Annotated in this window: 24 protein-coding genes; 11 read left to right on the forward strand and 13 right to left on the reverse strand. The window is 36.4% G+C overall.

What is annotated here, in order from left to right:
• The first annotated feature begins 30 nt into the window (after positions 1-30).
• The 4 genes from DUT69_RS16525 to DUT69_RS16540 all read left to right on the forward strand — a co-directional run bounded on the left by DUT69_RS16525 (position 31) and on the right by DUT69_RS16540 (position 4713).
• Complete coding sequence (locus DUT69_RS16525) at positions 31-3201, forward strand: efflux RND transporter permease subunit (protein ID WP_113654365.1); 3171 nt, start codon at positions 31-33, stop codon at positions 3199-3201.
• A gap of 286 nt (positions 3202-3487) precedes the next feature.
• Positions 3488-3679 (forward strand): hypothetical protein, encoded by a 192-nt coding sequence (locus DUT69_RS16530; RefSeq protein WP_162796344.1) that lies wholly within the window; start codon positions 3488-3490, stop codon positions 3677-3679.
• A 16-nt stretch (positions 3680-3695) separates the two neighbouring features.
• A complete protein-coding gene (locus tag DUT69_RS16535) occupies positions 3696-4178 on the forward strand; it encodes an RNA polymerase sigma factor (protein ID WP_113654367.1) in 483 nt (160 codons plus the stop codon).
• Positions 4165-4713, forward strand: a complete 549-nt coding sequence (locus DUT69_RS16540) for a hypothetical protein (RefSeq protein ID WP_113654368.1) — start codon at positions 4165-4167, stop codon at positions 4711-4713. Before DUT69_RS16535 ends, DUT69_RS16540 begins: the two co-directional genes overlap by 14 nt.
• Positions 4714-4887: 174 nt before the next feature.
• Here DUT69_RS16540 and DUT69_RS16545 read toward each other — a convergent pair whose 3' ends face one another.
• From DUT69_RS16545 to lpdA, 3 genes are all read right to left on the reverse strand, one after another.
• Positions 4888-6069: an MFS transporter gene (locus DUT69_RS16545; RefSeq protein WP_113654369.1), complete on the reverse strand. Its 1182-nt coding sequence runs from the start codon at positions 6067-6069 to the stop codon at positions 4888-4890.
• Positions 6070-6147: 78 nt separating this feature from the next.
• Entirely contained in the window at positions 6148-7329 is a 1182-nt protein-coding gene (locus DUT69_RS16550; protein WP_113654370.1) for a serine hydrolase domain-containing protein, read from the reverse strand.
• A 155-nt stretch (positions 7330-7484) separates the two neighbouring features.
• Positions 7485-8891, reverse strand: coding sequence for a dihydrolipoyl dehydrogenase (gene lpdA, locus DUT69_RS16555; RefSeq protein ID WP_113654371.1), 1407 nt, complete (start codon positions 8889-8891; stop codon positions 7485-7487).
• Positions 8892-9249: 358 nt separating this feature from the next.
• On the opposite strand from lpdA, the gene DUT69_RS19310 reads away from it, so the two are divergent.
• From DUT69_RS19310 to DUT69_RS16570, 4 genes are all read left to right on the forward strand, one after another.
• Positions 9250-9423, forward strand: coding sequence for a hypothetical protein (locus tag DUT69_RS19310; RefSeq protein WP_162796345.1), 174 nt, complete (start codon positions 9250-9252; stop codon positions 9421-9423).
• A 93-nt stretch (positions 9424-9516) separates the two neighbouring features.
• Positions 9517-11388 carry a CocE/NonD family hydrolase gene (locus DUT69_RS16560; protein ID WP_113654372.1) on the forward strand — a complete coding sequence of 624 codons (1872 nt, stop codon included), beginning with the start codon at positions 9517-9519 and terminating at the stop codon, positions 11386-11388.
• 6 nt (positions 11389-11394) lie between these two features.
• Positions 11395-13050, forward strand: coding sequence for a M1 family metallopeptidase (locus tag DUT69_RS16565; protein ID WP_113654373.1), 1656 nt, complete (start codon positions 11395-11397; stop codon positions 13048-13050).
• A 100-nt stretch (positions 13051-13150) separates the two neighbouring features.
• Positions 13151-13888, forward strand: coding sequence for a head GIN domain-containing protein (locus tag DUT69_RS16570; protein ID WP_113654374.1), 738 nt, complete (start codon positions 13151-13153; stop codon positions 13886-13888).
• A 100-nt stretch (positions 13889-13988) separates the two neighbouring features.
• Here the strand turns inward: DUT69_RS16570 and DUT69_RS16575 are convergent, their stop codons facing one another.
• The 9 genes from DUT69_RS16575 to DUT69_RS16615 form a co-directional block, all read right to left on the reverse strand.
• Entirely contained in the window at positions 13989-14504 is a 516-nt protein-coding gene (locus DUT69_RS16575) for a hypothetical protein (RefSeq protein WP_113654375.1), read from the reverse strand.
• A gap of 29 nt (positions 14505-14533) precedes the next feature.
• On the reverse strand, positions 14534-15691 hold the full coding sequence (locus DUT69_RS16580; RefSeq protein ID WP_113654376.1) for a hypothetical protein: 1158 nt from the start codon (positions 15689-15691) through the stop codon (positions 14534-14536).
• A gap of 128 nt (positions 15692-15819) precedes the next feature.
• The gene (locus DUT69_RS16585; RefSeq protein ID WP_113654377.1) at positions 15820-16158 is read right to left on the reverse strand and encodes a zinc-ribbon domain-containing protein; all 339 of its coding nucleotides are present in this window, start codon (positions 16156-16158) and stop codon (positions 15820-15822) included.
• 127 nt (positions 16159-16285) lie between these two features.
• Positions 16286-17107, reverse strand: a complete 822-nt coding sequence (locus tag DUT69_RS16590; protein ID WP_205314294.1) for a hypothetical protein — start codon at positions 17105-17107, stop codon at positions 16286-16288.
• Between the two features lie 5 nt (positions 17108-17112).
• The gene (locus DUT69_RS16595; protein ID WP_113654378.1) at positions 17113-17562 is read right to left on the reverse strand and encodes a hypothetical protein; all 450 of its coding nucleotides are present in this window, start codon (positions 17560-17562) and stop codon (positions 17113-17115) included.
• Between the two features lie 2 nt (positions 17563-17564).
• Positions 17565-18530, reverse strand: a complete 966-nt coding sequence (locus tag DUT69_RS16600) for a hypothetical protein (RefSeq protein ID WP_113654379.1) — start codon at positions 18528-18530, stop codon at positions 17565-17567.
• Between the two features lie 53 nt (positions 18531-18583).
• Positions 18584-19129 carry a hypothetical protein gene (locus DUT69_RS16605; protein WP_113654380.1) on the reverse strand — a complete coding sequence of 182 codons (546 nt, stop codon included), beginning with the start codon at positions 19127-19129 and terminating at the stop codon, positions 18584-18586.
• 68 nt (positions 19130-19197) lie between these two features.
• Complete coding sequence (locus DUT69_RS16610) at positions 19198-19788, reverse strand: toxin-antitoxin system YwqK family antitoxin (RefSeq protein ID WP_113654381.1); 591 nt, start codon at positions 19786-19788, stop codon at positions 19198-19200.
• A 178-nt stretch (positions 19789-19966) separates the two neighbouring features.
• Complete coding sequence (locus DUT69_RS16615; protein ID WP_162796346.1) at positions 19967-20749, reverse strand: hypothetical protein; 783 nt, start codon at positions 20747-20749, stop codon at positions 19967-19969.
• A 367-nt stretch (positions 20750-21116) separates the two neighbouring features.
• Between DUT69_RS16615 and DUT69_RS19315 the strand changes: the two genes are divergently transcribed.
• Positions 21117-21275 carry a hypothetical protein gene (locus DUT69_RS19315; RefSeq protein ID WP_162796347.1) on the forward strand — a complete coding sequence of 53 codons (159 nt, stop codon included), beginning with the start codon at positions 21117-21119 and terminating at the stop codon, positions 21273-21275.
• Between the two features lie 5 nt (positions 21276-21280).
• On the opposite strand, the gene DUT69_RS16620 is transcribed toward DUT69_RS19315, so the two are convergent.
• Positions 21281-22423, reverse strand: a complete 1143-nt coding sequence (locus DUT69_RS16620; RefSeq protein ID WP_113654383.1) for a putative sensor domain DACNV-containing protein — start codon at positions 22421-22423, stop codon at positions 21281-21283.
• Between the two features lie 237 nt (positions 22424-22660).
• Between DUT69_RS16620 and DUT69_RS16625 the strand changes: the two genes are divergently transcribed.
• A complete protein-coding gene (locus DUT69_RS16625; RefSeq protein WP_113654384.1) occupies positions 22661-23377 on the forward strand; it encodes a pirin family protein in 717 nt (238 codons plus the stop codon).
• A gap of 1 nt (position 23378) precedes the next feature.
• The gene (locus DUT69_RS16630) at positions 23379-23678 is read left to right on the forward strand and encodes a hypothetical protein (protein WP_113654385.1); all 300 of its coding nucleotides are present in this window, start codon (positions 23379-23381) and stop codon (positions 23676-23678) included.
• Positions 23679-23695: the final 17 nt, after the last annotated feature.

Consider the following 23695-nt stretch of genomic DNA (forward strand, 5'->3'; position numbering starts at 1 on the left):
TCTAACTTCTAACATCTCAATAAATAGAAAATGAAAATCACTGATATATCCATAAAAAGACCTTCATTGGTAATTGTAGTGTTTACCGCACTTACTTTGCTAGGTTTACTGAGTTATTTCTCGTTAGGATATGAGCTTTTGCCAAAGTTCTCTCCAAACGTAGTATCTATCTCTACTATTTATCCCGGTGCTTCGCCAAATGAGGTTGAAAGTACCGTAACCAAAAAAATCGAGGACGCGGTTTCTTCGATGGAAAACATCAAGAAAATTAACGCAAACTCTTACGAAAGTTTATCGGTTGTTATTATAACCTTAACTGATAAAGCAGAAATAGATATCGCCCTTAACGATGCGCAAAGAAAGGTAAACGCAATTTTAGCCGATTTGCCAGACGATGTTAAACAACCATCGTTAAGTAAGTTCTCGTTAGATGATTTCCCTGTAATCACGATGTCTGCATCGGGTAACATGGACGATATTTCGTTCTACGATTTAATGGACAAACGTATTGCGCCGATCATTTCTCGTGTATCTGGTGTAGCACAAGTAAACCTAATTGGTGGTGCAGAGCGTGAAATTAAAGTAGCCTTAGATGCTAAAAAAATGCAAGGTTATGGCTTATCTGTACCTGCAGTACAACAAGCTATCTTAGCTTCTAACTTAGATTTTCCTACGGGTAGTGTAAAAACTAAAGCACAAGACATTTTGGTGCGTTTATCTGGTAAATATGCCAACGTAGAAGAAATGCGTAGTTTGGTAGTAAGCACAGGTAAAGATGGTGCTCAAATCCGCTTAGGAGATATTGCCGATATTCAGGATACACAAAAAGAAACTGAAAAAATTGCCCGTATCAACAGAGGTAACTCAATTGCGGTACAAATTATTAAACAAAGTGATGCTAACGCAGTAACGGTAAGTGAAGGCACAAAAGAGACCATTGCAAAACTAAAAGAAGATTATAAAAACATAGGTCTGGATATTAAAATTGTAAACGATAGTTCTGTTTATACGTTAGAATCTGCAGATGCTGTAATCCACGATTTAATTATTGCAATTATACTGGTAGCAGTTGTAATGCTTTTCTTCTTACATAGCTTGCGTAATGCGGTTATTGTAATGGTTTCCATTCCGGCCTCGTTAATTGCAACCTTTATCGGTATCAGTTTATTTGGTTACACCTTAAATTTGATGTCTTTACTAGGTTTATCGCTCGTGGTGGGTATCTTGGTTGATGATGCGATTGTGGTTTTGGAGAACATTCAACGCCACATGGAGATGGGTAAAAACAAAGTTCGTGCTGCTATAGATGGTACACGTGAAATCGGTTTTACCGTAGTTTCCATCACTTTCGTAATTGTGGTAGTGTTCTTCCCTATTGCTATTAGTACGGGTATGGTGGCTAACATTTTACGCCAATTCTGTGTGGTGGTAATCATCTCTACCCTATTATCATTGGTAGCTTCATTTACAATCGTTCCGTTAATTTTCTCTCGTTACGGTAAGCTAGAACGTATAGAAGGTAAAAATGCTTTTGGTAAATTCATTTTATGGTTCGAAAAACAACTGCAAAAATTTACGAACTGGATTACTGGATTATTAGAGTGGACACTTAAAAACAAAGCAATTACATTGGTTTCGATGTTTGTGTTGCTTCTTTCTTCTTGCGGATTATTAGCAGGCGGTTATATCGGTTTCGAGTTCTTCCCTAAATCTGATAAAGGTGAGTTCTTACTACAAATTGAGATGCCTAAAGATGTTTCTTTAGAGCAAACCAACCTTTATACCCAAAAAGCGGAGAACTACCTAAGCGAGAAAAAAGAAGTTGTTCAGATGATTACCACCGTTGGTCAATCTAGTGAAGGTATGGGAGGTACAACTGCTACCGCTTATAAATCAGAGATTAACATTAAGTTGGTAGAGAAACCAGAGCGTGACAATAAATCTTCGGATATTATTTCTACAACTTACACCCGTGAGCTAGAGAAAATATTGGTAGGTGCAAAAATCAAAACCGTGCCGATAGGTATTTTAGGCACAGCCGACGACTCTCCTATTCAATTTGTGGTAATGGGCTCTGAGCTAGACAGCGTTATGGCTTTTGCAGAGAAAGCGGCTGGCGTTTTAGCAAAAATCCCTGGAGCTACGCAAACCAAGCTTTCGGTAGAAAAAGGAACACCAGAAATTAACGTAAAAGTAGACCGTGATAAAATGTCGGCATTAGGCTTAAATTTATCAACTGTAGGTTCTACCATGCAAACTGCTTTTGCTGGTAATACCGATGGTAAATTCCGCCAGGGCGAATACGAGTACGACATCAATATTCAATATCAAGATTTCGATCGTAAGGATATTGACGATGTACGAAACCTAATATTCGTAAACCAGGCTGGACAACAAATTAAGCTTTCTCAATTTGCAGATATTAAAGAAGGTTCTGGACCAAGTTTATTAGAGCGTTTAAACAAATCTACTTCGGTAACCGTTAAAGCGCAAACTGTGGGCAGACCAACAGGTTCTGTTGTAACAGATTTCCAAACAGCTTTAGATAAAATGAAAAAACCTGCCGGCATTAGCTTCTACTGGGCCGGTGATCAAGAGAACCAAAGCGAAGGTTTTGGTACTTTAGGTATCGCCTTATTAGCTGCTATTGTTTTGGTTTACCTAATTATGGTTGCTCTTTACGATAGTTTTGTTTATCCGTTTGTGGTAATGTTCTCGCTACCGCTGGCGTTAATTGGTGCCTTGCTAGCATTGGCTTTAACCAACAACGCTTTGGGTATCTTCACCATCCTCGGTTTTATTATGCTAATGGGTTTGGTAGCTAAAAACGCTATTATCTTGGTCGATTTTACCAACCAAATGAAAGCGCAAGGAAAATCTACACATGAAGCCTTAATTTTGGCCAACCACGCTCGTTTACGTCCAATTTTAATGACCACCATTGCCATGGTTATCGGTATGTTGCCTATTGCATTAGCAAGTGGTGCTGGTGCCGATTGGAAAAACGGTTTGGCCTGGGTAATTATTGGAGGTTTAACAAGTTCGCTCTTCTTAACCTTGGTAGTTGTACCAGTAATGTATCAAATTTTCGATAACCTGTTAGAGAGATTTGGTTTCAATAAAAAAGGTCAGACTATTGAAGAAGCGATAGCTGAACCTTACGAGCACAAAGAAGTAAATGAGTGGGAACAACACCACTAAAAGATAATTTTTCCCAAAAAATGCTTAAGCGGCCGTTTATTAATTTAAACGGTCGCTTTTGTTTTAGAGCATGTTTTTTATTCGAAAAGCAAATTTCGTGGTCAGTCTGTTATTTAAGCCGGGCTATCCACTTCAATCCCCGAAGAAAAATCGGGGTATTTCCGTTGCTATCCCGTTTAGTTAACTTAAACCTGCTCTACTTAAAAAAATTCTATTAGATGTAAGTTTTTCTAATAACCTGCTACTAATGTTAAAAACAACATCAGTTCAAATTAAAGCAGAGACCATGAAAATCAAACTTCTTATCGCCATCATCATAACCTTGTTTATCAGTTGCGAAAAAACATCTTCGCCAGATGGAAGGGCTCAATTAAGAGATGCAGAACTTTCTCAAAGAATAAACAGATTAGAGAAAAAACAAATCATTATTTTAGATAGCTTACAAATTCTAAAAAAGAAAATCGAATCCTTAAATTAAAAAGATAATTTAATCGATGAGTGAAACCCAATTTCTTCAATTGCTTTCCCAAAACCAAGGAATTATAGGTAAGGTTTGCAGCATTTATTGCAATCACAGGGAAGATTATGAAGATTTATTTCAAGAAATTACCTACCAAGCTTGGAAGGGTTTTGCTTCTTTTAGAGGCGATGCCAAATTTAGCACTTGGTTATATCGTATTGCTTTAAATACAGCAATCAGCTCGTTTAGAAAACGCAAACCCAACATCGACTTTTTATCAGAAATTCCAGATACCGTTACAGAAACCTCCACTTTCGAAGAAGATGAAAAACAACATTTACTAGCCGCTATTAAACAGTTAAATGAAGCTGATAGAGCCATAATTGCACTGTATTTGGAAGAAATGAGTTATCAGGAAATTGCAGCCATTATCGGTATTACTGAAAACAACGTTGGCGTAAAAATTACCCGAATTAAAAACAAACTACACCAAATTTTAACAAATGGAAAAAGATAAGCTAAAATCGATTTGGAAAACAATACCAATTCAACACAAAAGTGATATTGAATTAACGAAAATGCTCAAAGAGCAAAATCATCCTGTTTTAAATGCTATTAAAAAACAGGCATTTTTTGAGTTATTTGCTTTTGCCAGTTTTTTAGTCTGCTACTATACTATGTTTGATGGAGCAAAAAAAAGCTCTTTAGCAAATTTAGCATTGGTTTTTGCCATTTCAATAAATATGCTGCATCACCTTAAAGGATATAGATTACAACAGATATTTAGGGCTAGTGAAAACGTTTTGGAAGATTTAAAACGTTTTGCCGTTAAATTAAAATCGTATCAATTAGAAACGCTTATTGCCAAAATCGTTTTTATTGCTGGTATGGGTATTTTTTTTACCAATGGCATTCAACTCACAGCAAATAAATGGTGGGCAATTGGATTGATAGTGATCATTTTTACAATGCAACTTATCTTTTTAAATAGCGTTTGGGTAAATAGAATAAGAAAAATTAAAACAACACTTATGGAATTTGAGAACGCCTAATTTTATAAAAAATAGTATAATTTACCACCACCTTTGTTATATAAACCCGGTTAAAGTGAAAAACTTTTGATTATTGGCAGTCTGAGCTTGTCGAAGACCAATAAGCAAAATTTGCAACGGAAAACGGGACAGAAATTGCCAAACGCAAATTCCAATCGTTTACAAAAAATTAAACTATTTAATAGCGCTAATTTTAGCAACTAAAAACGTAATAAGCAGGCCAAAACAACCAATTACCGCATAAGAGTAACGCAAGCTAGAAAGCGCAGAGATATAACCGATTAACGGAGGCCCCATTAAAAAGCCGAAATAGCTAACCCCAGAAACCATGGCTAAGGCAATACCCGGAGAAACTTTGGTGTTGCTGCCTGCTATGCTGTAAACCATAGGCACTATACCCGAAACGCCAATACCCACCAACATAAAGCCAATGGTTGCCGGTACAATTTGCGGGTAAATTACCGAAAGAAACATACCGAAAGAAATGATTACTCCACTTACTTGTAGCGAGCGTTTTCTACCGTACTTACCTATTATTTTATCGCCTATAAAACGGCCCGTTGCCATCATCACCATAAAAGATGCGTAACCTAATATTACCAGTTGCGTAGGCGCTTTTACAATTTCCTTAAAGTAAACACCACTCCAGTCGAACATGGCTCCTTCGGTTGCCATGCTACAAAAACCAATTATACCTAGTTGCACTAAAACGCCCTGTGGCTTTGTAAAAAAACTCGTCTTTTTAGCTTCGGTTGATTTTTCGCCTGGAACTAAAAATCTGTAATTTATAAAGATGTGCAGCCAAACAATAGCCGCAATAATTACAAAATGTACAAGGGGCGTAAAACCTAAGTTAACCATAAGCAGGCCGATTAAAGCCCCAGAAAAACCGCCGATGCTCCAAGCACCGTGAAAAGATGTCATAATGGGCTTGCCGTAATATCGCTCTGCAGCAACACCTTGTGTATTTAACGCAATGTTGCAAATGTTGCCCGCAATACCGAACAAAAACAAGAAAATACCCAAATGCCAACCTGCCGTAGCGAAAGCTAAAATACTAAGCGCCAAAGCATACAACGGACCGCCAATAGTTAACATTCTTCTGCTACCAAATATGGCAGTTAGCCTACCAGATATAGGCATTGTTAATAGCTGACCAAGTGGTAAAGCAAGCAGTATGCTGCCTAATGCTGCATCAGACAAATTCATTGCTGCTTTTAAATCGGGGATTCTACTTGCCCAAGAAGCAAAACAAACGCCTTGCCCAAAGTAAAATAACGAAACCGCTAACCTAACTCTTTTAGGACTATATTTTATTTCAGAAGCATATTCTAATTCGGTAAGCGAAGCTGACATAGATTTTAATATTTTACAAGAGCGAGGCAAATCTCGGTAAATTAGCACATAAAGCGAGCAATCGTTTTGTAAAATATGTTACTTTATAGATCTGCCAACTTCTTGCACGAAACCGTGGAAATTGATTTTTTTCTGGCGACCTCCAAGCCGAACGATAATTACGTTATTTTGTGGATTTACGTAGACCGACTGATTGAACATCCCTTGCGCTTTATAGTCGTAAACTTTTTGGGCGTAGAAATATCTGCCGTCAGGATTTTTCTCTATTCGATAATCCATTTGGTCTTTTTCTAACTGATTTGCAGCGCCAACAGAATCCTTAAAATACCTAAAATCTCGACATGCCCAAAATTGGTTTTTATAACGTTTGCTGGTTAAAGAATCTGGGTGTGTAGTAGCATCAACCCATTTTTTAGAAACGATTTGTTTTCCTTCCCAATTTCCACCTTTAAGGTATAATCTGCCCAATTTTGCAAAATCTAATGCAGTAGCATTTATGCAGCAAAAAGCTTTTACGTTATCTTTATTATCTAAACTCCAAAGCGCATCGCTTTCTGTGCCTAAAGGTTGCCATAAGTTCTCTTGAAATAAGGTCTGTAGTTTTTTACCCGTTGCCTTTTCTAAAACCATAGCTAATACCTGCGTATTTATACTTTGATACTCGAAAGTTTTGCCAGGTTCGGTTTTCATTTTCATCTTACGCACCATTTTTTCTAAATCGGCTCCATAATAGCTACGTACAATTTTAGAAAATGGGTTAAAGGCTCGTTCGGTAAATCTAAATCCGCTTCTCATATCCAGCACATGCTGAATGGTAAGTCGATTGAAACGCTCATCGTTTTTAGCCAATTCGGGCAGGTAGTTAATCACCAATTCGTCAGTAGATTTTATTTGACCGCGATCTACCGCAATACCAACTAAAGTGCCCACAAAAGATTTGGCCATGGAAAAACTAGGTTGCTTTGCATCTATGGTATTCCCATCAGAAAGGTATTGATAGATAATGCTATCATTTTTAATAACCAAAAAAACACTTGTTTTGGTGGCAATTATCGAACTATCAATTCGCTTTTTTAAAGCGCTATAATTTGTATTTGGATATGCATTTTTAAAACGAAACGGCGTAGCCGATTTTTGAATGGTTAGGTTATTAAATTTAGCGCTATCGCTAGCATCGGGAACTAAATACCTAACAGATCTAAGTGGAACGCAGGCGGTAAGAAAAAGTAGAAAAATGACTAAGAAAAAAGTTGCTCTCATTATTGCTAAAATACGTATCGAGATTAGAAAACGTTAAGAATTACAAATTGTTACAAAAATTTAATATTGGCTTAATTGCAAAAATAAAAAGGCCAGCAAAATGCTGGCCTTTTTATTTCTAATACGCTAGACTTCGAACTTTAGACTCTAGACTATTAAATATGTATCGCCCTATTTTCAGTTGCAGCCATCGCAGCTTCTTTTAAAGCTTCGGTGTAAGTTGGGTGTGCATGGCAAATTCTTGCAATATCTTCTGCTGAAGCACGGAATTCCATTGAAACAACAGCTTCTGCAATCATATCCGCAGCACGAGGGCCAATCATGTGTACACCTAAAATTTCATCCGTTTTCTCGTCGGCCAAAACTTTAACAAAACCATCAGTATCCATACTTGCTTTAGCTCTGCCACTTGCTTTGAAAGGGAAAGATCCAGCTTTATACTTCATACCTTTTTCCTTCAACTGTTCTTCGGTGTAACCAACAGAAGCAACCTCTGGCCAAGTGTAAACCACACCCGGAATTAAGTTATAATTAATGTGCGGTTTTTGTCCGGCAATGGTTTCTGCCACATAAATACCTTCATCCTCTGCTTTGTGTGCTAGCATAGCACCGGTAATTACATCGCCTATGGCATAAACACCTTTAACAGCAGTTTCTAAATGTGCATTAACCGGAATTTTCTTCCCTCTTTCCTCTACAGTAATTCCAATTTTATCTAAGCCTAAGCCTTCGCTATAAGCAGTTCTACCAACGGCAACAATGCAGTAATCAGCATCAAAATTAACCGCTTCGCCTTTTGCATTTTCTGCGGTTACGGTAACGGTTTTACCTTTTGTAGTTGCGCCGGTAACTTTATGGCCCATAAAAAACTCCATGCCTAAAGATTTCTTTAAAACACGCTGCAATTCTTTACCTAAACCACCATCCATAGTAGCAATAATAGATGGCATATATTCTATTACCGAAACTTTAGTACCTAAACGAGCGTAAACAGAACCTAATTCTAAGCCTATTACACCTCCACCAATAACAATCATTGATTTAGGAACTTCTTTAATATTTAATGCCTCTGTAGAAGTAATGATACGTTTCTTGTCGATTGGCAAAAATGGCAATGCAGTAGGTTTAGAACCTGTAGCAATAATTACATTTTTAGCCGTTAATTTCTCGGTAGATCCATCAGCTTTAGTAACAACAATGGTATTTTTATCTTCGAAAGAACCAACACCTTCGTAAGCATCAATTTTATTTTTCTTGAACAAATAAGTAATACCAGCCGTATTTTGCGAAACAACATCGTCTTTACGAGCAATCATCTGTTTCATATCAACCTTTAAATCTTTTAGGTTAATACCATGTGTAGTAAAGCTGTGCGCTGCATTGTGAAAATGCTCAGAAGAATCTAGCAAAGCCTTAGACGGAATACAGCCAACATTTAAGCAGGTACCGCCATAAGTTTTATATTTTTCTACTACTGCTGTTTTCAAGCCTAATTGTGCACAACGAATGGCACCTACATAACCGCCCGGACCCGAGCCAATAACAACTACGTCATATTGCATATCGAAAGATTTTTTTGTTAAAGCAAATGTATTAATAATTTACGATTTTGGATTGACGAATTATGACTGTAGATTGTAAAATCTTGCTAATTTCCGCTCCAATTAACATCCATTTTGCTAAAAACAGAGATGCAACTAAGGGTTTGAAAAGCAAAGGCTGTATTTCATCGGTGCCGAAAGTCGGGCTTTATACTTCAATCTTTTTGTGAGAGTTATTGCAACACCCCATGGGTTTCCATCTGCGCTAGGCTAAAAAACCGATGGGGTTGATGGCGCATCGAAACAAAAAGTATTTCCGTTTCAATCCCGTTTATTTAACAAAGTTTGTGCAATAAAAACTACATGCTTATATTTGAATATGATAAGTTTAAGAAATATTCCGTTTTTTGCAGTGGGCGTAGCTGCATTACTATTTGGAGCATTGGTTTTTAATGATATTTATGCCATTGCTTGGTACGTTATCGCCTTAATTTATTTTATTTTCGGATTTATATTCCGCAAACCTGTTAACACGTCAGACGGCGGTCACTAAAAATTTAAGAAAGCTTCTCAGACGGGAAGCTTTTCTTTTTTTAAATCAACCCTAACCCCGAATATATATTCATACAACCAAACAATTAACCAAATGAAACGTATTTTACTCGCCTTTCTTTTTGTTTCGCTCTTTTTAACAGAAAGTACTTTCGCTCAAGAAACAGATTCCGCCTATGTGCGTAGTCATTACACCAAAATAGAACGACAGATTACCATGAGAGATGGTATAAAACTATTTACATCAATTTATCTCCCAAAAGATCAAAGTAAAAAATATCCATTTTTGATTAGTCGCACGCCCTACACCGTTGCACCTTATGGCGAAGACAAATACAAGTTAAGCCTGGGAACTTTTCCCGCCCTAATGCGTGAAGGTTTTATTTTCGTTTACCAAGATGTACGTGGCCGATGGATGAGCGAAGGCGAGTTTGACGACATTAGGCCGCAAACCACCAAAAAAGGTAAAAAAGATATCGATGAAAGCACCGACACTTATGATACGATTGATTGGTTAGTAAAAAACATTAAAAATAATAACGGCAAAGCCGGAATTTCTGGCATCTCGTACCCAGGTTTTTATTCTACAACCTCCTTACCAAATGCGCACCCTGCTTTAAAAGCAGTTTCGCCACAGGCACCGGTTACAGATTGGTTTATCGGTGATGATTTTCATCATAATGGCGTGCTATTTTTGAATGATGCCTTCAGCTTCATGAGTAGTTTTGGTGTTCCTCGCCCTAAACCAATTACACCAGATCAAGGTCCAAAACCTTTTAAATTCCCTATAAAAGACAGCTACAGATTTTATCTGGAAGCAGGTTCGGTTAAAAACCTAAAAGAAAAATATTTTGGCGACAGCATCCGTTTTTGGAACAATCTTTTCAAACATCCAAACTTAGATACTTTTTGGAAAGCTAGGTTAATTACGCCACACTTAACCAATGTAAAACCTGCCGTTATGGTAGTTGGTGGTTTCTTTGATGCGGAAGATGCTTACGGAACATTTGCAACCTATAAGGCCATCGAAAAACAGAATCCAAACACCAAAAATATTTTAGTAGCTGGTCCTTGGTTTCATGGTGGTTGGGTACGCGGCGATGGTTCTTATTTTGGCGACATCAAATTTGGGCAGCCAACTAGTACCTATTACCAACAAGAATTAGAATTACCATTCTTTAAATTTTACCTAAAGGGCGAAGGAAAATTCGATGCTGCCGAAGCAAATATCTTTATTACGGGAAGCAATCAATGGAAAAAATTCGACAAATGGCCACCTGCAACTACAGAAAGCAGAAACTTGTATCTACAGCCTAACGGCAAATTATCTTTCGAAAAAGTTGGCAGAACCGATAGCTGGACCGAATATATAAGCGATCCGAACAATCCGGTTCCCTACCAAGCCGGTGTACAAGAAAGAAGAACGCGAGAATACATGATAGATGATCAGCGTTTTGCGGCTAGAAGACCAGATGTAAAAACTTATCAAACCGATGCACTAACGGAAGATATTACCCTAACTGGAACCTTGTTAGCCAATTTAGTAGTTTCAACTACCGGAACAGACGCCGACTATGTAGTAAAACTGATTGATGTTTATCCCGAAGACGAACCAAATCCGGTTCCAAATCCTAAAAATATTATAATGGGTGGCTACCAAATGTTGGTACGTGGAGAAATTATGAGAGGTAAATATCGCAATAGCTTCGAAAAACCTGAAGCCTTTATACCAAATGCTATTACCAAAGTAAATTATGCCTTACCAGATGTAGCGCATACTTTTAAAAAGGGGCACAAAATAATGATCCAAATTCAAAACACGTGGTTCCCATTAGCAGATAGAAATCCTCAAAAATTTATGGATATTTACCAGGCAAATCCAGAAGATTTTCAGAAAGCCACACACAGAATCTATCATGACGTAAACAACAGTTCTTATTTAACTGTAGAAGTTTTAAAACCATAACATAAAATGAAAAAAATATGCTTTTTGCTTTTGATGGCCGCTTGCAGTTTAACTGCAAACGCTCAATTGCTTACTAACAAAAAAGCTTACTCGAGAGCAGATAGCTTAAGGGGAATGTTAACGCCTTTACGTACCTGTTACGACATTAACTATTACCATTTAGATGTTAAAATTAACATTGAAGAAAAATCGGTAAGTGGCAGTAACGAATTTGCTTTTACTGCTACACAGGATTTTACCAACCTACAATTCGATCTTTTCGAAAATCTGCAAATAGAAAAAGTAGTTTACAAAGGTGCTTCGATTCCTTTCACAAGAGAATTTAATGCGGTTTTTTTAACTTTTCCTAAGGCAATAAAAAAAGGAGCGAAAGATAAATTCACCGTTTTTTACGGCGGAAATCCAGTAGTTGCTAAAAACCCACCTTGGGATGGCGGTTTCATCTTTAAAAAGGATAAAGGTGGCAATCCATTTGTTTCGGTGGCTTGCCAAGGCTTAGGTGCAAGTGTTTGGTGGCCTACAAAAGATCACCAGAGCGATGAAGTGGACAGCATGCTAATTAGCATCTCGGTTCCAAAAGATTTAAACGAAGTCTCTAACGGTCGCTTAAGAAACATTGTTGACAAACCAGATGGTTATAGACAGCACAATTGGTTTGTTTCTAATCCGATAAACAATTACAACGTTACTTTTTATATTGGCAAATACGCTCATTGGACAGACAATTTTGCCGGAGAAGACGGCAATCTTACTATCGATTATTGGTCGCTAAAGGAAGATAGCGCCAAAGCACGTCCGCATTGGGATGCCGACGTAAAACCGATGTTAAAGGCTTTTGAACATTGGTTCGGGCCCTACCCTTGGTATAAAGATGGCTTTAAGTTAGTGCAAGCGCCACATTTAGGTATGGAGCATCAAAGTGCTGTTGCTTACGGCAATCAGTTTAAAAAAGGGTATTTAGGTGGCGATATGTCTGGCACCGGGCACGGGTTAAAATGGGATTACATTACCGTACACGAAGCAGGCCACGAATGGTTTGCGAATAACGTAACTACAAAAGACATTGCCGACATGTGGGTGCACGAAGGTTTTACCACTTATTCTGAAGCTTTATTTACTGAGTATACTCAAGGTAAAAAAGCGGGCGAAGAATATGTTATTGGCTTGCGTAGAGGAATTGGAAACCGAACGCCCATGATTGGCCCATACAATGTTAATGTAGAAGGTAGTGGCGATATGTATCCGAAAGGTGCAAATCTAATTCACACTATCCGCCAGCTAGTAAACAACGATGAGAAATTTAGGCAGATTTTGCGTGGTATCAACAAAACTTTTTATCATACAACCACTACAAGCGAAGCGGTAGAAAAATACATAATCAAACAAAGTGGATTAAAACTCGACAAGGTTTTTGATCAGTACCTGCGCTATTCAAAAATTCCGGTTTTGGAGTACAAAATCAACAATGGCGAATTGTCTTACCGTTGGATTACCGATGTAAAGGATTTTGATATGCCAGTTAAAGTCTCGCTAAAAGCGGATGAGTATACACTCATTTCGCCTACAAACGACTGGAAAACTACAAAAATAGATGCTTCTGTGAATATGGATAGCTTTAAAACTGAGCCAAATTTTTACGTAAAAGTTAAAAAGGGAGAGTAATAGGATTAGCTAATTAGCAGATTCTCCAATCAGCTAATTATTTTCCCGGTCGTGCAACTTTTCGTAAACAAACAACGTCTTATAAGAAAATAATAAAATCATGAAGAAAATATTCCTATCATTTGGCTTAATTATAGCATTTACTTGCCTAGGCATACAACCACTTTTAGCAAACGACCCGATAAACATTAGCGTGTCTAAAAATAAAAAAGAAGACAGGGATGTTAGAGATTTTAACGGAGTTGCTGCAGGTGGACCAATAACGGTTATTGTTACATTAGGTAATACAGAAGGCTTAAGATTTGAAGGCGATGCCGATGCGATCTCTACCTTGATTACCGAAGTGAGAAAAAACATTTTGATCATCAGACCGCAAAACAGCTGGACCAGTTGGGCAAAAAAATATGAGAATAAAAAAATTACGGCTTATGTTTCGGCAAAAACGCTTAGAAGCTTAACCATGAGTGGTGATGGAAAAATGAATGTAACCAACAAAATTGCTACCGAGAGTTTGAATGTAAATTTAAGCGGTTCGGGAAGCATAACCGCTAATATTAATGTAGAAGGTTTTGTGGCTAACGTAAGTGGTTCTGGTAATTTAAATATATCAGGCGGTGCAGATAACGCTAGCGTAAATATCAGCGGATCTGGCTCACTGACTAAAAAAGGATTTAACGTTGGCAACTTATCATCTGTAGTTAGCGGTTCTGGTTCGGTTTATGCAAATGTTGAAGATAGTATTAGTGCTACGATTAGTGGTTCTGGCACCATAAATTATAGCGGAGATCCAAAAGTTAAACAAACTGTAATAGGTTCTGGAAGCGTAAGAAAAATATAATCGCTTTTAAAAGCCAACACTAACAAAAAAGCTTCCTGATCATTCGGGAAGCTTTTTTTGTTATGCCAACTTTTATAAATATGGGAAACCGTAACCTTATTTAAATACTTCTGCTGTAAAGCGTAGTGTCAATACTATTTCCAAAGTATTTCTTGCTTCCTTTTAGCTTCGTAAACTCAATATGATTTGAAATTTCGCTTATAACTTGAGCTAAAATTTCTGGGTTATTTTGGGGGTGAATAAAACCTAATACGTTATTTTGCTGATCCATAATATCTAACTTATTTAAATTACTCATGTTAAGTTGCAATGCAAAAATTTCATTATAAAAAATCACTTTCTGGTTGTTCTTATCGCTTATAGTTAGATTATTTGAACCTAATTCTACCGTAACCTTTGGCATAATTAATTTTAAAATAATGATAAATGGCGTAAGTACGGCAAGCGCAACCGCAATACCAGCCAGTTTTGCACTTCCAAAATTATCTAGGGCATTTGCCATTCCAAATAAGCCACCAAATATTGAGTAACAGGCCACAATTAACAATACAAAATAGCCAATAGCAAAAGGCACTCCACGCTTTAGGTCGTTCTGTCTAAATTCAAATGTTTTCATTTAAATAGTTGTTGCTTTTTTTAAGAAAATTAAATCAATGTAATCCCCAAACCAGTTAAATAAGCCTTAGGCAAGAAAATTTCTCCGGTTTTTCGATCGAAATAAAATCGGCTGTCTTCTTTCCCCGCAATTTTAATATTTATGTAATTATCAGATTTATAAAACTTTACTGTAGATGTTGGCTTAGCTTCAAAAATTCTTTTACTAATCTCTTCCGTTTCTTGCAAGGCAAAAATTGTATTGCCATTTTCTATTTTTTTGGTGAAGAAGTAAGGCTTAAATGGCCTTTTCTCTTCTGGTTCTGCCGTCGGATTTTTACTTTTTCCCATACTTGGCCCCACCATCATTGGTGGCGCACTTACCGTTCCACCAACGCTATTTTCAGAAGTGGTACTCAGGTTTTGTTTTAACGTTTTCTCGCAAAAATCTAACAGCATATCTTCATCGGCTTTTGCCAAAACAAAAGCTTTAACCAAAACCATTTTATCATTGTATAATTTATGGTTGTTGCCTTGGCTTAGTATGATATAATCAAAATTAGGTTTCTTATTAAAGTCTTCAAGCTTAACTGTAACCATTCTTACAATTCCTTTATCTTCCTCATCCTCATCAACTTTATAAAGCGGCAAATATTTATTAAAACCTTTATCTACAATTGTTTTTAAACTTAAATCATTCGCCAATACCACATAATGTTTTTTCATTCCTCTAATTTTTGGAGGCAATGGAATTCCATTTTTATCCTTTCCACCAGAAACATAAGGATCTTGAGCATCATAATCAGCGATGATAACCTGTCCAATTGTTTTGAAATCATCATAATCTCTTGTAATTGGAATGGTTTTTTCATTTTCCTCGCTTAAAAGGTATTTTTTACCTTTATTGGTAATTACAGAGTAACCAACATCTTTTATCTGAACTTGATTGTTTAAAATACGTTCGTAGAGCTGCTTTGCGCCAGTTTTGTTATTAAAAATGATATCGGGCCTATCACTAAAATCTTGAAGATAAATCTGACCTTTGGCCGGAATTTCCGTGGCGAAAGCATAAGTAGGTTTCATAACTTCATTACCCAGATTATCGGTAATTCCGTGTTTACCGTTAATGCTAAAAGGATAATACTTTTGTTGTGCAAACGCTACGTTGGCTGTTGCAAAAAGTAAAAGGGTTAAAAATATCTTTTTCATAATTACAGGTTGATGTTTCTTATTGTTTAGTCCACTTTATTTTGTACTGTTTTCCTCTTATATAATGGTTTCCGTCATGCAAAAAAATAAAATCGAGAAGATTCCATTTTCATCAATAAAGCAAAAAATTATCTTTTGCTGGTTGCGATAACGGCAATTACAAAAAGGACAAATAAGCCAATCAAAATCAAACCAAATCTGTAGCCCCATGGCGTTTTAACTTTTGCTTTTTCTTCGTTATAAACAGCTTTTAATCCATCGGGCATTTGGTTGGCATAAAGCGCCTGCTTACAATGACCGCATTGGCTAATACCGGTTTTGCTTAGCGGAAACATTGGTATCCAAAAAATATGGAAATAATTTAAAGCGAAACTTAGTCTTACTGTTTGTGTAGAACCGCAATGGTTGCAATTAGCGGTGGCGGTACTGCCGTTTAAGAATTTTGTACGTGTTCCAAAAATAATCATAAATGTAGTTTTAAATAGGTAATCTAAAACTATAAAAATTACTGTCTTAAATACACCTTGTTTTATTATTCGTGAATGCTTTAAAGAAATACGTTGTGTTTTATTTATTATTTGTTTGAGTGAATATTTAATAACCTGTAACCAATAAATTTCTAGATGCTTTTAAACTGCATTTCTGAAATTTTGTATAGGCCATTGCCCCTTTCGTTCTAATTTGCTCCGCTGTTCCGCCAGCAATGTAACTGCTCAAAGCATCGTGCAATGTATATGCTTCGGGAGCCATTAACCCGGTTGTCCACAACAATGGATTTGCCTTTGCCTGTGCCAAATGTGGCGCAAAATATTTCTTACTAATACAGGCTAAAATAATCGCATCACGCTGTTTACCATCAGCATTGCTAAAATTTTCATTTAGTTGAAAATCCATTAAACCATCATGCCCTATGTAAGCCACCATTTTGGCATTGCCATTTTTACCAATAGTTGTTTTGTTTATCTTAACGGTGTCCTTTAATTTTCCGGCGGCGCTGTAAAGAAAATCAGTAGTTGTTTTTTTTATATACTGTCCATCGTATGCATCTGCAACTAAGTAGTAATTTTTGCTAATGTGTTTAAAAACCAATCGTTCCATCCGTATTTTATCTAGCTTCTGGGTTTTTAACAACTTCCATTCCTTGCTTTTTTTAAAATATCCTTTAATACCATAAGCACATCCCCAGTATAAATTATTTGCCGGATCTTGACCGTTGCCAATAGCCTTTGGAACGGGCACAATACCTTGATATTTATTGTCGCAAAGCGCTACAAACACGTGAATTGTTTTGGTCGATGCATCAAAATTTGACACATTTTTCATCTGGTTTTGAACCGTTTTTACTGGATTCGGTTTTGCATTGCAACTGGTAAATAGCAGAGCGAACAAAATGCACAACACTGAATAGTTTTTCATAATTTTTACTCTATTTTTTTATCGCCTTTAACCTCATCATTGCCGATGTGCAACATTCCTGTAATTGCCAACAACACAATGGCCAATGGCAAATAAACCGCTATAGCGAAATTAAAGAAGTAATTGATGTACTCTTTAAAATCATACTGTTGAAAAGCCTCAATACATGGTTCATCACCTGTGTTTACAGCAATCCAAATGATTAAAAAAATCACTAAACAAGGAACCGAAAACCTGAAGATGAAATGAGGTGCCAACAGCCTTGTATTATCGAGAAATTTAATGATATAACAATAAGCGATTATACCTATTAAAACAGCTGGACTAATGCTTAAAAAAAACAGCCCGGCATAACCCCTATTTAATTCTGGATTATTAAAAACATAAATCAAAAAACCTACGGTAATGATTAATGCAATGATGAAGGCTTTTAAAAATGGCAATTTTATTTTCATTACTATTTTCTAGTTTTAATAATATAATAAACATAATCCTGAGCGAATATCACATAAGGCAAGCCTTCAGGTTTATAATAAGCCATGTTGTATGTAGGGTATTTTTCCTGTGTGTTTTTCGGCTTTTCATTTTGAGCCATTTTAGTTTTTATTTTGATGGTGTCCGTTTTATAAAATAGATTGATATAAGCAAAACCTAACCATTCGTTCTTTTTAACACGATTTATTTTTTGAAAATCGGCAACGTATGCTATTGGATTTGGTTTATCGAGACTGTTGTTGCTAAACATCAGATTTGGCAATGCGTTATCTGGGAGATCATCTAAATTTACATATAGGTTTTTTCCGTAAAGTGCATGCCATTTACCATCAATTAAAAAAACTGCTTTGTCTATTTTACTTTCCTTTCGGGGGTCGTTATAATCCCACAACCGCTCATATTTGAAATAAAAAACATCTTTTGCTTTTTGCTTTAAACGATCAAATTCAGCTTCAACCTTTAGCTCAGTCCAATCGGCATCGGCATTAAATTCTACGTAAGTTTTCCTAGTGGTATCGCCGTCAACTATCCAACTAGAAAATGCGGTATTTTGTAAAATATACTCTCCAAAAATAGTCGTACTATGATCCTTACTGAACCTAATACTATCAACTAAATTCCCTAGGCTATCTATTTTATAAAATGAATGCTCGCTTTTATCGCCGTGATTACCAATAAAAATTACGTTTTTTCTTTCATGGAAATAGTAAGGTGCTGAAAGAGTTATGCCGTAAACATTTTTAAAAAGCGGAGAAACGCTATACTTATCAGATTTAATTCCTTCAGACAGCATTTTATATTCAACGTCTTTTGCGGTAAAACTAGGCTGATTTATGAAATTTCGAAAACAGTATCCATAGGCAATACTTATTACAAAGCCAATAATCAATGACAAAACTATTAAGCCGTTTTTCTGATAGATATTCATTGGGATATTTTAAGTAGTGTCATCGGTTTTACTTACTAAATAAACTGACGTTGTTAGGTTTTTTTTTGTGAGAACATTAAGCTTAAGACAATAGAAAGCATAGTATTCCATAAAAGATAGAAAAAATAAATACTCCCTTTTTCAACTGTACCATCTAGTCCAAGTAAATAAGGTATTGGTATCAAAATCGTTAATAACACAAAGTGGATAAACTTGATTTTAACTTTAAATAAAGCCCAAATAGTAAGTAGAACGATGTAAGAACTCCAAACACCAACAAACATCCATCCAAAATCACCTCTGGGTAGTGTTGTTTCCACATCAAAACACTGAAGAATAAAAAATCCGCCACCAGCAGTAAAAAATATTGTCACAAATATAAAAGGCAAAAAATAAACAAGAAATTTTATACGTTGCTTCTCTTCGTAAAACTGATAAACGATAAATGAGCCAAAAACAAGAGGAATTAAAAATGGACCGCCGCCGTCAATCAATGCCAAAAAGGAACTGGAAAAAACAATAATCATCAACTTTTTTAAAGTCGAAAAAAATTGATTTCTGTTTATGTCCTTAAAAAATACATTTACCAACTTAATCATAGTTCAAAGGTTAATGTTGGCGACTAAACATTTCATTTTCGCCCATAAATTGCATGAAATTAAATAATTTACAACTTCTTAACACCTTTAGCTGGAACAAGCTTGTCGTGCTCATAGTATTCTTCTTTTAAAAGTTTACCATTAGCATCAAACGATTTTGCAACACCATTTTTTTCGCCATTTTTGTAAACCGTTGTAGATTTTATCTGCCCATTTTCATGATAAAATGTAGATAAACCATCTTCGTTATCATCTATATAATATTCCAGCTGGCTTATCTGTCCGTTTTCAAAATAAGATACGTCCTTACCTTGTCGCCTACTATTCGAATCGAGAAATCTCTTTAATCTCAATTTTCCATTTGGATGATAAACAGTTAAACTGTCAACCATTACACCCATTTTAAAATTCGATTTTGTACGCAACTGACTATTATCGTAATACGTAAGCCTATTGCCATTTAACTTTCCATCTTTAAAATTTTCATCCATCCAAAGCTTTCCATTCTTATGATAAATTTTATGGTTCCCATCCTTTTTATCTGATTGAGATTTTCCATTTTTACAGGCTGAAATCACAAAAAAAACGAATAGAAAAAATAATGACAAACGTCTTTTTGCTCTGATTTGATTACTACTTAATCCAAATTTCTGTTCCATTAAATTTTTTAGTTTTAATATTTTTCTGTGGTATTAAAAACGATTTAAACTCTTTTAATTGTTCCATATTTTCAGAAGATTTTATCGGAATTAGAATGATTCTTTTTATGAAAAAAATGTCGGTTTTAGTTCGACAAAAAACAACGTTTGCTAGACCAAAAGACTAAGTTTATCGTTTTCATCTCTCCCTCGTTAGCTTCATTTGAAATAAATCAACTTCTGAGATATTGTAATTACCAGAAAGCTGTTTAATATTACCCGCATCCAAAATCATTTTGCTGTTGCTTAAAACCCGATAACTTCCTTTTGCTATTGTGGTATCTGGTGGTCGGTTTGGCCCATCAAATGTGCTACGATATTCACAAACCATTTTTATTTTCAACGGAGATTTTTCGGCATCAAACTTCACATCTACTATTCGTCTAATCATTCCCTCTGGTAAATTTTTACTTCCGGAGTAGTAATTATCAGTTAGTGCCTGATACTCGCTATAAAAAGGACTGCATCTGTCGGTTTTGCACCACTCTCGAAAGCCATTTTTAACTAAATAAATAGTATCTGCATTTTTGTTAAAGCCTAATTTCCAATCGCTACTTTTTAGCAAAGCTGATACATCAAAAGTTTGATTAACCTTCTTCAAAAAAATGGTATCGATCTTATACTTTGCACCCTTCCTTCGTCCACCGCCCCTTGAATTATGTATTGAAATGAAGTCTTTTTCGAATCCTTTTTTTTCTATCATCTCTGTCACCATTAATGGCGGTGCTTCCATGGCAAACATTTCAGTTAAAAAAAATGCATTATAGCTTTCTTCAACTAATTTAAATCTTCCATCTTTATCCGTTAATACTTCACCGACCTTGCAGTTTAGGATCGGGTTTTTATCATAGTCTACAATCACGCCAGTAATTTCTGGCCGCCTAAGTCGCGAAACGCAAGAACTTAATATTAGAACGCTCATAAAAGCTAAAGCAATGAAAAGGCACCTGCTTGCGAAAAATCGATTTTTTACCATTTTATTTTCCTTAAAAATTAAAATTGATAAATAAAGATATTCATCCAATCTTGCTTTAAAACACAGAGTTATTATTGAGGTAATTTTCGCTACGATTCGTCGGCTTTCTTTTATTATTCGTACAACTTAGCGAATAATTTAAGGACAGTAATTATAATAGCAGGAGTAAGATTACGTAGCTTTAACAAGTATAAATACCCAATAAATTTCATTTTTGTAAACGAAAAACACAAGTTATCAACATTTTAACAAAATGATTATCGCTTGGCGCAGAGTTTGTTTTATATGAGGCGTACCAAAAAATCATCTACCTATGATTATAAAACTACAAGCAACTTCTACTACTTATGCAAGGCATAAAGAAGAAAAAATCGTAAAACCGTTAACTAAAGCAGATAGAATTAAAGGCGATCGTTTGGTAATGCTTTTTCTGTTTCTTATTACTATTATCGGATCGGTAGTATTTGCATAACCTGACTACAATAATAATGCATCTATCCGGTGCGCTTGCACCATATTTAAGGTTGGCGACCAGCTAAAAACGGTAAAGTGCCCATCTTGTGATGCTACTAAAGCTTGTGCATCTCGCTGGTCAAAAATAAACTGTGCGGCCGATAAGTGTCTGGTTCCGCCAATTTTTGCCGGATGTAAAACTTTTGCCTCACCATCACTCACTGGTTCGGCATACGAGAGTTGTTGTATATGCCCATTGCTGTTTGCCCTACCTGTTTTTGCACCAAAAGCCAAAAGTTCGTACTTATCGTTAATAATGGTTGCCCCATCTATAGCGGTTAAACCGGCCAAGTGATCTACTTCACGCTTTAAGGAACTTTGCCAAAAAATTTCGCTAGCATCTTTCCCTTCTTTACTAACTAACTGTGCTAAACCTTTATATGGCGGTGTTAAAGAATACCCTATCGGATGTATTACAGATTGCTCCCATTCTGTTGTATCTTTTGGAACCATTAAAACGGCTCCGCCTCTACCGTGGGCACGCATAGAAACCGCCAGTTGGATAAGAATATTTGCCGAATCATTCCAATAAGAATGCGCAGTAAGATCTAATAACGACAATAAAATAGGTGGACTGTCAGAGCCAACCGCTCCTTTTTCGTCGACTATTTTTATCTGGTCGCCTTTTAAAACCGCAACGTTGGTGTATTTGCCAAAACCATAAATACGTCTGTGCTTAACTACCAATAATCCGGGTTCAGAAACATCTACTACGAAACAATAGTTGGGAATACTTAATGTGCTTCCCCAAACGTGTAAATTATATCCATCGTGCCAAACTCCAATATGTATCCCACCACGCTCTACGCCAGGCGCCATTTTTGTAAGCACATTGGGGTTTAAGGGTAAAACTTGCTTAAGTAATAGAGGGTTTCCAGCTTGCTCTGGTGGTATAAATGCTATAGAAATCTTTGGCGAATGCCCTTCCTCCTTCCTTAAACTCGACCAAAAAGCCGCGTCTAAAATTGCTTCAATTACCCTTGCCGGTGGCTGAGGCGCCAAATCCAATTCGCCTTTTGCATTTGCCTCTGCTAAATGTTGCGCAAAGTGTGCTTCTATTGTTGGCGCTACAATTTTTGCAGCTTGATATTTGGCTCGGTTTATCATTGCAATAAAGATAAGTTTTTTACACCGCTAAAAAAGTTGGCGAAAAGTAAAATATAGTTAGTAGGCTGGTTTTTTAGTTGGTTGATTATTGGTTGTTTACACCTTGGACTGAGAACTCGAGACTCCAGACTAAAAACTGAGAACTAGTAACTGGCAACTATACTAACACTTCTTATCCTACATCAATGCACAGGCTTATGGGCAGGCTTATCTTTGTATCAATAAAAAACAAAACTTATGGCACAAACAGTATTGCACAAAGCTAACACCCGAGGGGTGGCAGATCATGGCTGGTTAAAAAGTTATCAAAGTTTCAGCTTCGCTGGATATTACAACCCAGAACGTATAAATTTTGGTGCATTAAGGGTTTTAAATGATGATATAGTTACGGGCGGAATGGGCTTTGGAGAACATCCGCATGATAACATGGAAATTATCTCTATTCCATTAGAAGGCAATTTACAGCATAAGGATAGCATGGGAAATACCGCAACCATAAAAGCTGGAGAAATTCAGGTAATGAGTGCAGGAACAGGCATTTACCATTCTGAGTACAATGCAGACCCTGAAAATCCTGCTAAGTTTTTACAAATTTGGCTCTTCCCTAACAAACGAAATGTAACGCCTAGATACGATCAGATTTTATTGAACGGGAACGATGTTAAAGATGAGTTTGTTCAAATCTTATCACCTAACGAAGATGACGCCGGCGTATGGATTTACCAAGACGCTTGGTTTAATATGGCCAAATTTAATGCTGGCATAAATAAAACTTACACCTTAAACAAAGAGGGAAACGGTGTTTACATTTTTGTATTAAAAGGCGAAGTTGAAGTTAATGGCGAAAAATTGGAAACCCGAGATGGGCTTGGAATTTGGGAAACAGCTAGCTTCGAAGTTAAAGCCGATACCGATGCAGAATTTTTGTTGATGGAAGTTCCGATGAAGTTTTAAGATGAAAAAGGTAGAGATACTTGTTGTGGGAACGAACAAACCAATAATGCAAACTATTGCCAGATTGGTTAATGAAAACGAAAGATGGCTTGCCGTTATTGCAAATAATTATGCAGAGGCCTGCTCGCTTTGCGACGACAGAGAATTGAGCTTAGTACTGATTGGTGCGGGTCTTGATGAAAGGGAGGAGATGGAATTAAAACGACATGTATCGGCAACAAGACCTCGACTACCAATTGTGAAGCATTACGGAGGTGGAAGCGGTTTGTTATTCGCGGAGATATATCAGGCAATCGGTTAATTTTTAAACAAAAAAAT

The organism is Pedobacter namyangjuensis, assembly GCF_003313325.1.
Lineage (GTDB): Bacteria > Bacteroidota > Bacteroidia > Sphingobacteriales > Sphingobacteriaceae > Pedobacter > Pedobacter namyangjuensis.

What these genes read in the sequence shown, in the direction of transcription:
- DUT69_RS16525 (WP_113654365.1), top strand. Translation starts at nt 31, where the DNA reads ATGAAAATCACTGATATATCCATAAAAAGACCTTCATTGGTAATTGTA.
- DUT69_RS16530 (WP_162796344.1), top strand. Translation starts at nt 3,488, where the DNA reads ATGAAAATCAAACTTCTTATCGCCATCATCATAACCTTGTTTATCAGT.
- DUT69_RS16535 (WP_113654367.1), top strand. Translation starts at nt 3,696, where the DNA reads ATGAGTGAAACCCAATTTCTTCAATTGCTTTCCCAAAACCAAGGAATT.
- DUT69_RS16540 (WP_113654368.1), top strand. Translation starts at nt 4,165, where the DNA reads ATGGAAAAAGATAAGCTAAAATCGATTTGGAAAACAATACCAATTCAA.
- DUT69_RS16545 (WP_113654369.1), bottom strand. Translation starts at nt 6,069, where the DNA reads ATGTCAGCTTCGCTTACCGAATTAGAATATGCTTCTGAAATAAAATAT.
- DUT69_RS16550 (WP_113654370.1), bottom strand. Translation starts at nt 7,329, where the DNA reads ATGAGAGCAACTTTTTTCTTAGTCATTTTTCTACTTTTTCTTACCGCC.
- lpdA (WP_113654371.1), bottom strand. Translation starts at nt 8,891, where the DNA reads ATGCAATATGACGTAGTTGTTATTGGCTCGGGTCCGGGCGGTTATGTA.
- DUT69_RS19310 (WP_162796345.1), top strand. Translation starts at nt 9,250, where the DNA reads ATGATAAGTTTAAGAAATATTCCGTTTTTTGCAGTGGGCGTAGCTGCA.
- DUT69_RS16560 (WP_113654372.1), top strand. Translation starts at nt 9,517, where the DNA reads ATGAAACGTATTTTACTCGCCTTTCTTTTTGTTTCGCTCTTTTTAACA.
- DUT69_RS16565 (WP_113654373.1), top strand. Translation starts at nt 11,395, where the DNA reads ATGAAAAAAATATGCTTTTTGCTTTTGATGGCCGCTTGCAGTTTAACT.
- DUT69_RS16570 (WP_113654374.1), top strand. Translation starts at nt 13,151, where the DNA reads ATGAAGAAAATATTCCTATCATTTGGCTTAATTATAGCATTTACTTGC.
- DUT69_RS16575 (WP_113654375.1), bottom strand. Translation starts at nt 14,504, where the DNA reads ATGAAAACATTTGAATTTAGACAGAACGACCTAAAGCGTGGAGTGCCT.
- DUT69_RS16580 (WP_113654376.1), bottom strand. Translation starts at nt 15,691, where the DNA reads ATGAAAAAGATATTTTTAACCCTTTTACTTTTTGCAACAGCCAACGTA.
- DUT69_RS16585 (WP_113654377.1), bottom strand. Translation starts at nt 16,158, where the DNA reads ATGATTATTTTTGGAACACGTACAAAATTCTTAAACGGCAGTACCGCC.
- DUT69_RS16590 (WP_205314294.1), bottom strand. Translation starts at nt 17,107, where the DNA reads ATGAAAAACTATTCAGTGTTGTGCATTTTGTTCGCTCTGCTATTTACC.
- DUT69_RS16595 (WP_113654378.1), bottom strand. Translation starts at nt 17,562, where the DNA reads ATGAAAATAAAATTGCCATTTTTAAAAGCCTTCATCATTGCATTAATC.
- DUT69_RS16600 (WP_113654379.1), bottom strand. Translation starts at nt 18,530, where the DNA reads ATGAATATCTATCAGAAAAACGGCTTAATAGTTTTGTCATTGATTATT.
- DUT69_RS16605 (WP_113654380.1), bottom strand. Translation starts at nt 19,129, where the DNA reads ATGATTAAGTTGGTAAATGTATTTTTTAAGGACATAAACAGAAATCAA.
- DUT69_RS16610 (WP_113654381.1), bottom strand. Translation starts at nt 19,788, where the DNA reads ATGGAACAGAAATTTGGATTAAGTAGTAATCAAATCAGAGCAAAAAGA.
- DUT69_RS16615 (WP_162796346.1), bottom strand. Translation starts at nt 20,749, where the DNA reads ATGAGCGTTCTAATATTAAGTTCTTGCGTTTCGCGACTTAGGCGGCCA.
- DUT69_RS19315 (WP_162796347.1), top strand. Translation starts at nt 21,117, where the DNA reads ATGATTATAAAACTACAAGCAACTTCTACTACTTATGCAAGGCATAAA.
- DUT69_RS16620 (WP_113654383.1), bottom strand. Translation starts at nt 22,423, where the DNA reads ATGATAAACCGAGCCAAATATCAAGCTGCAAAAATTGTAGCGCCAACA.
- DUT69_RS16625 (WP_113654384.1), top strand. Translation starts at nt 22,661, where the DNA reads ATGGCACAAACAGTATTGCACAAAGCTAACACCCGAGGGGTGGCAGAT.
- DUT69_RS16630 (WP_113654385.1), top strand. Translation starts at nt 23,379, where the DNA reads ATGAAAAAGGTAGAGATACTTGTTGTGGGAACGAACAAACCAATAATG.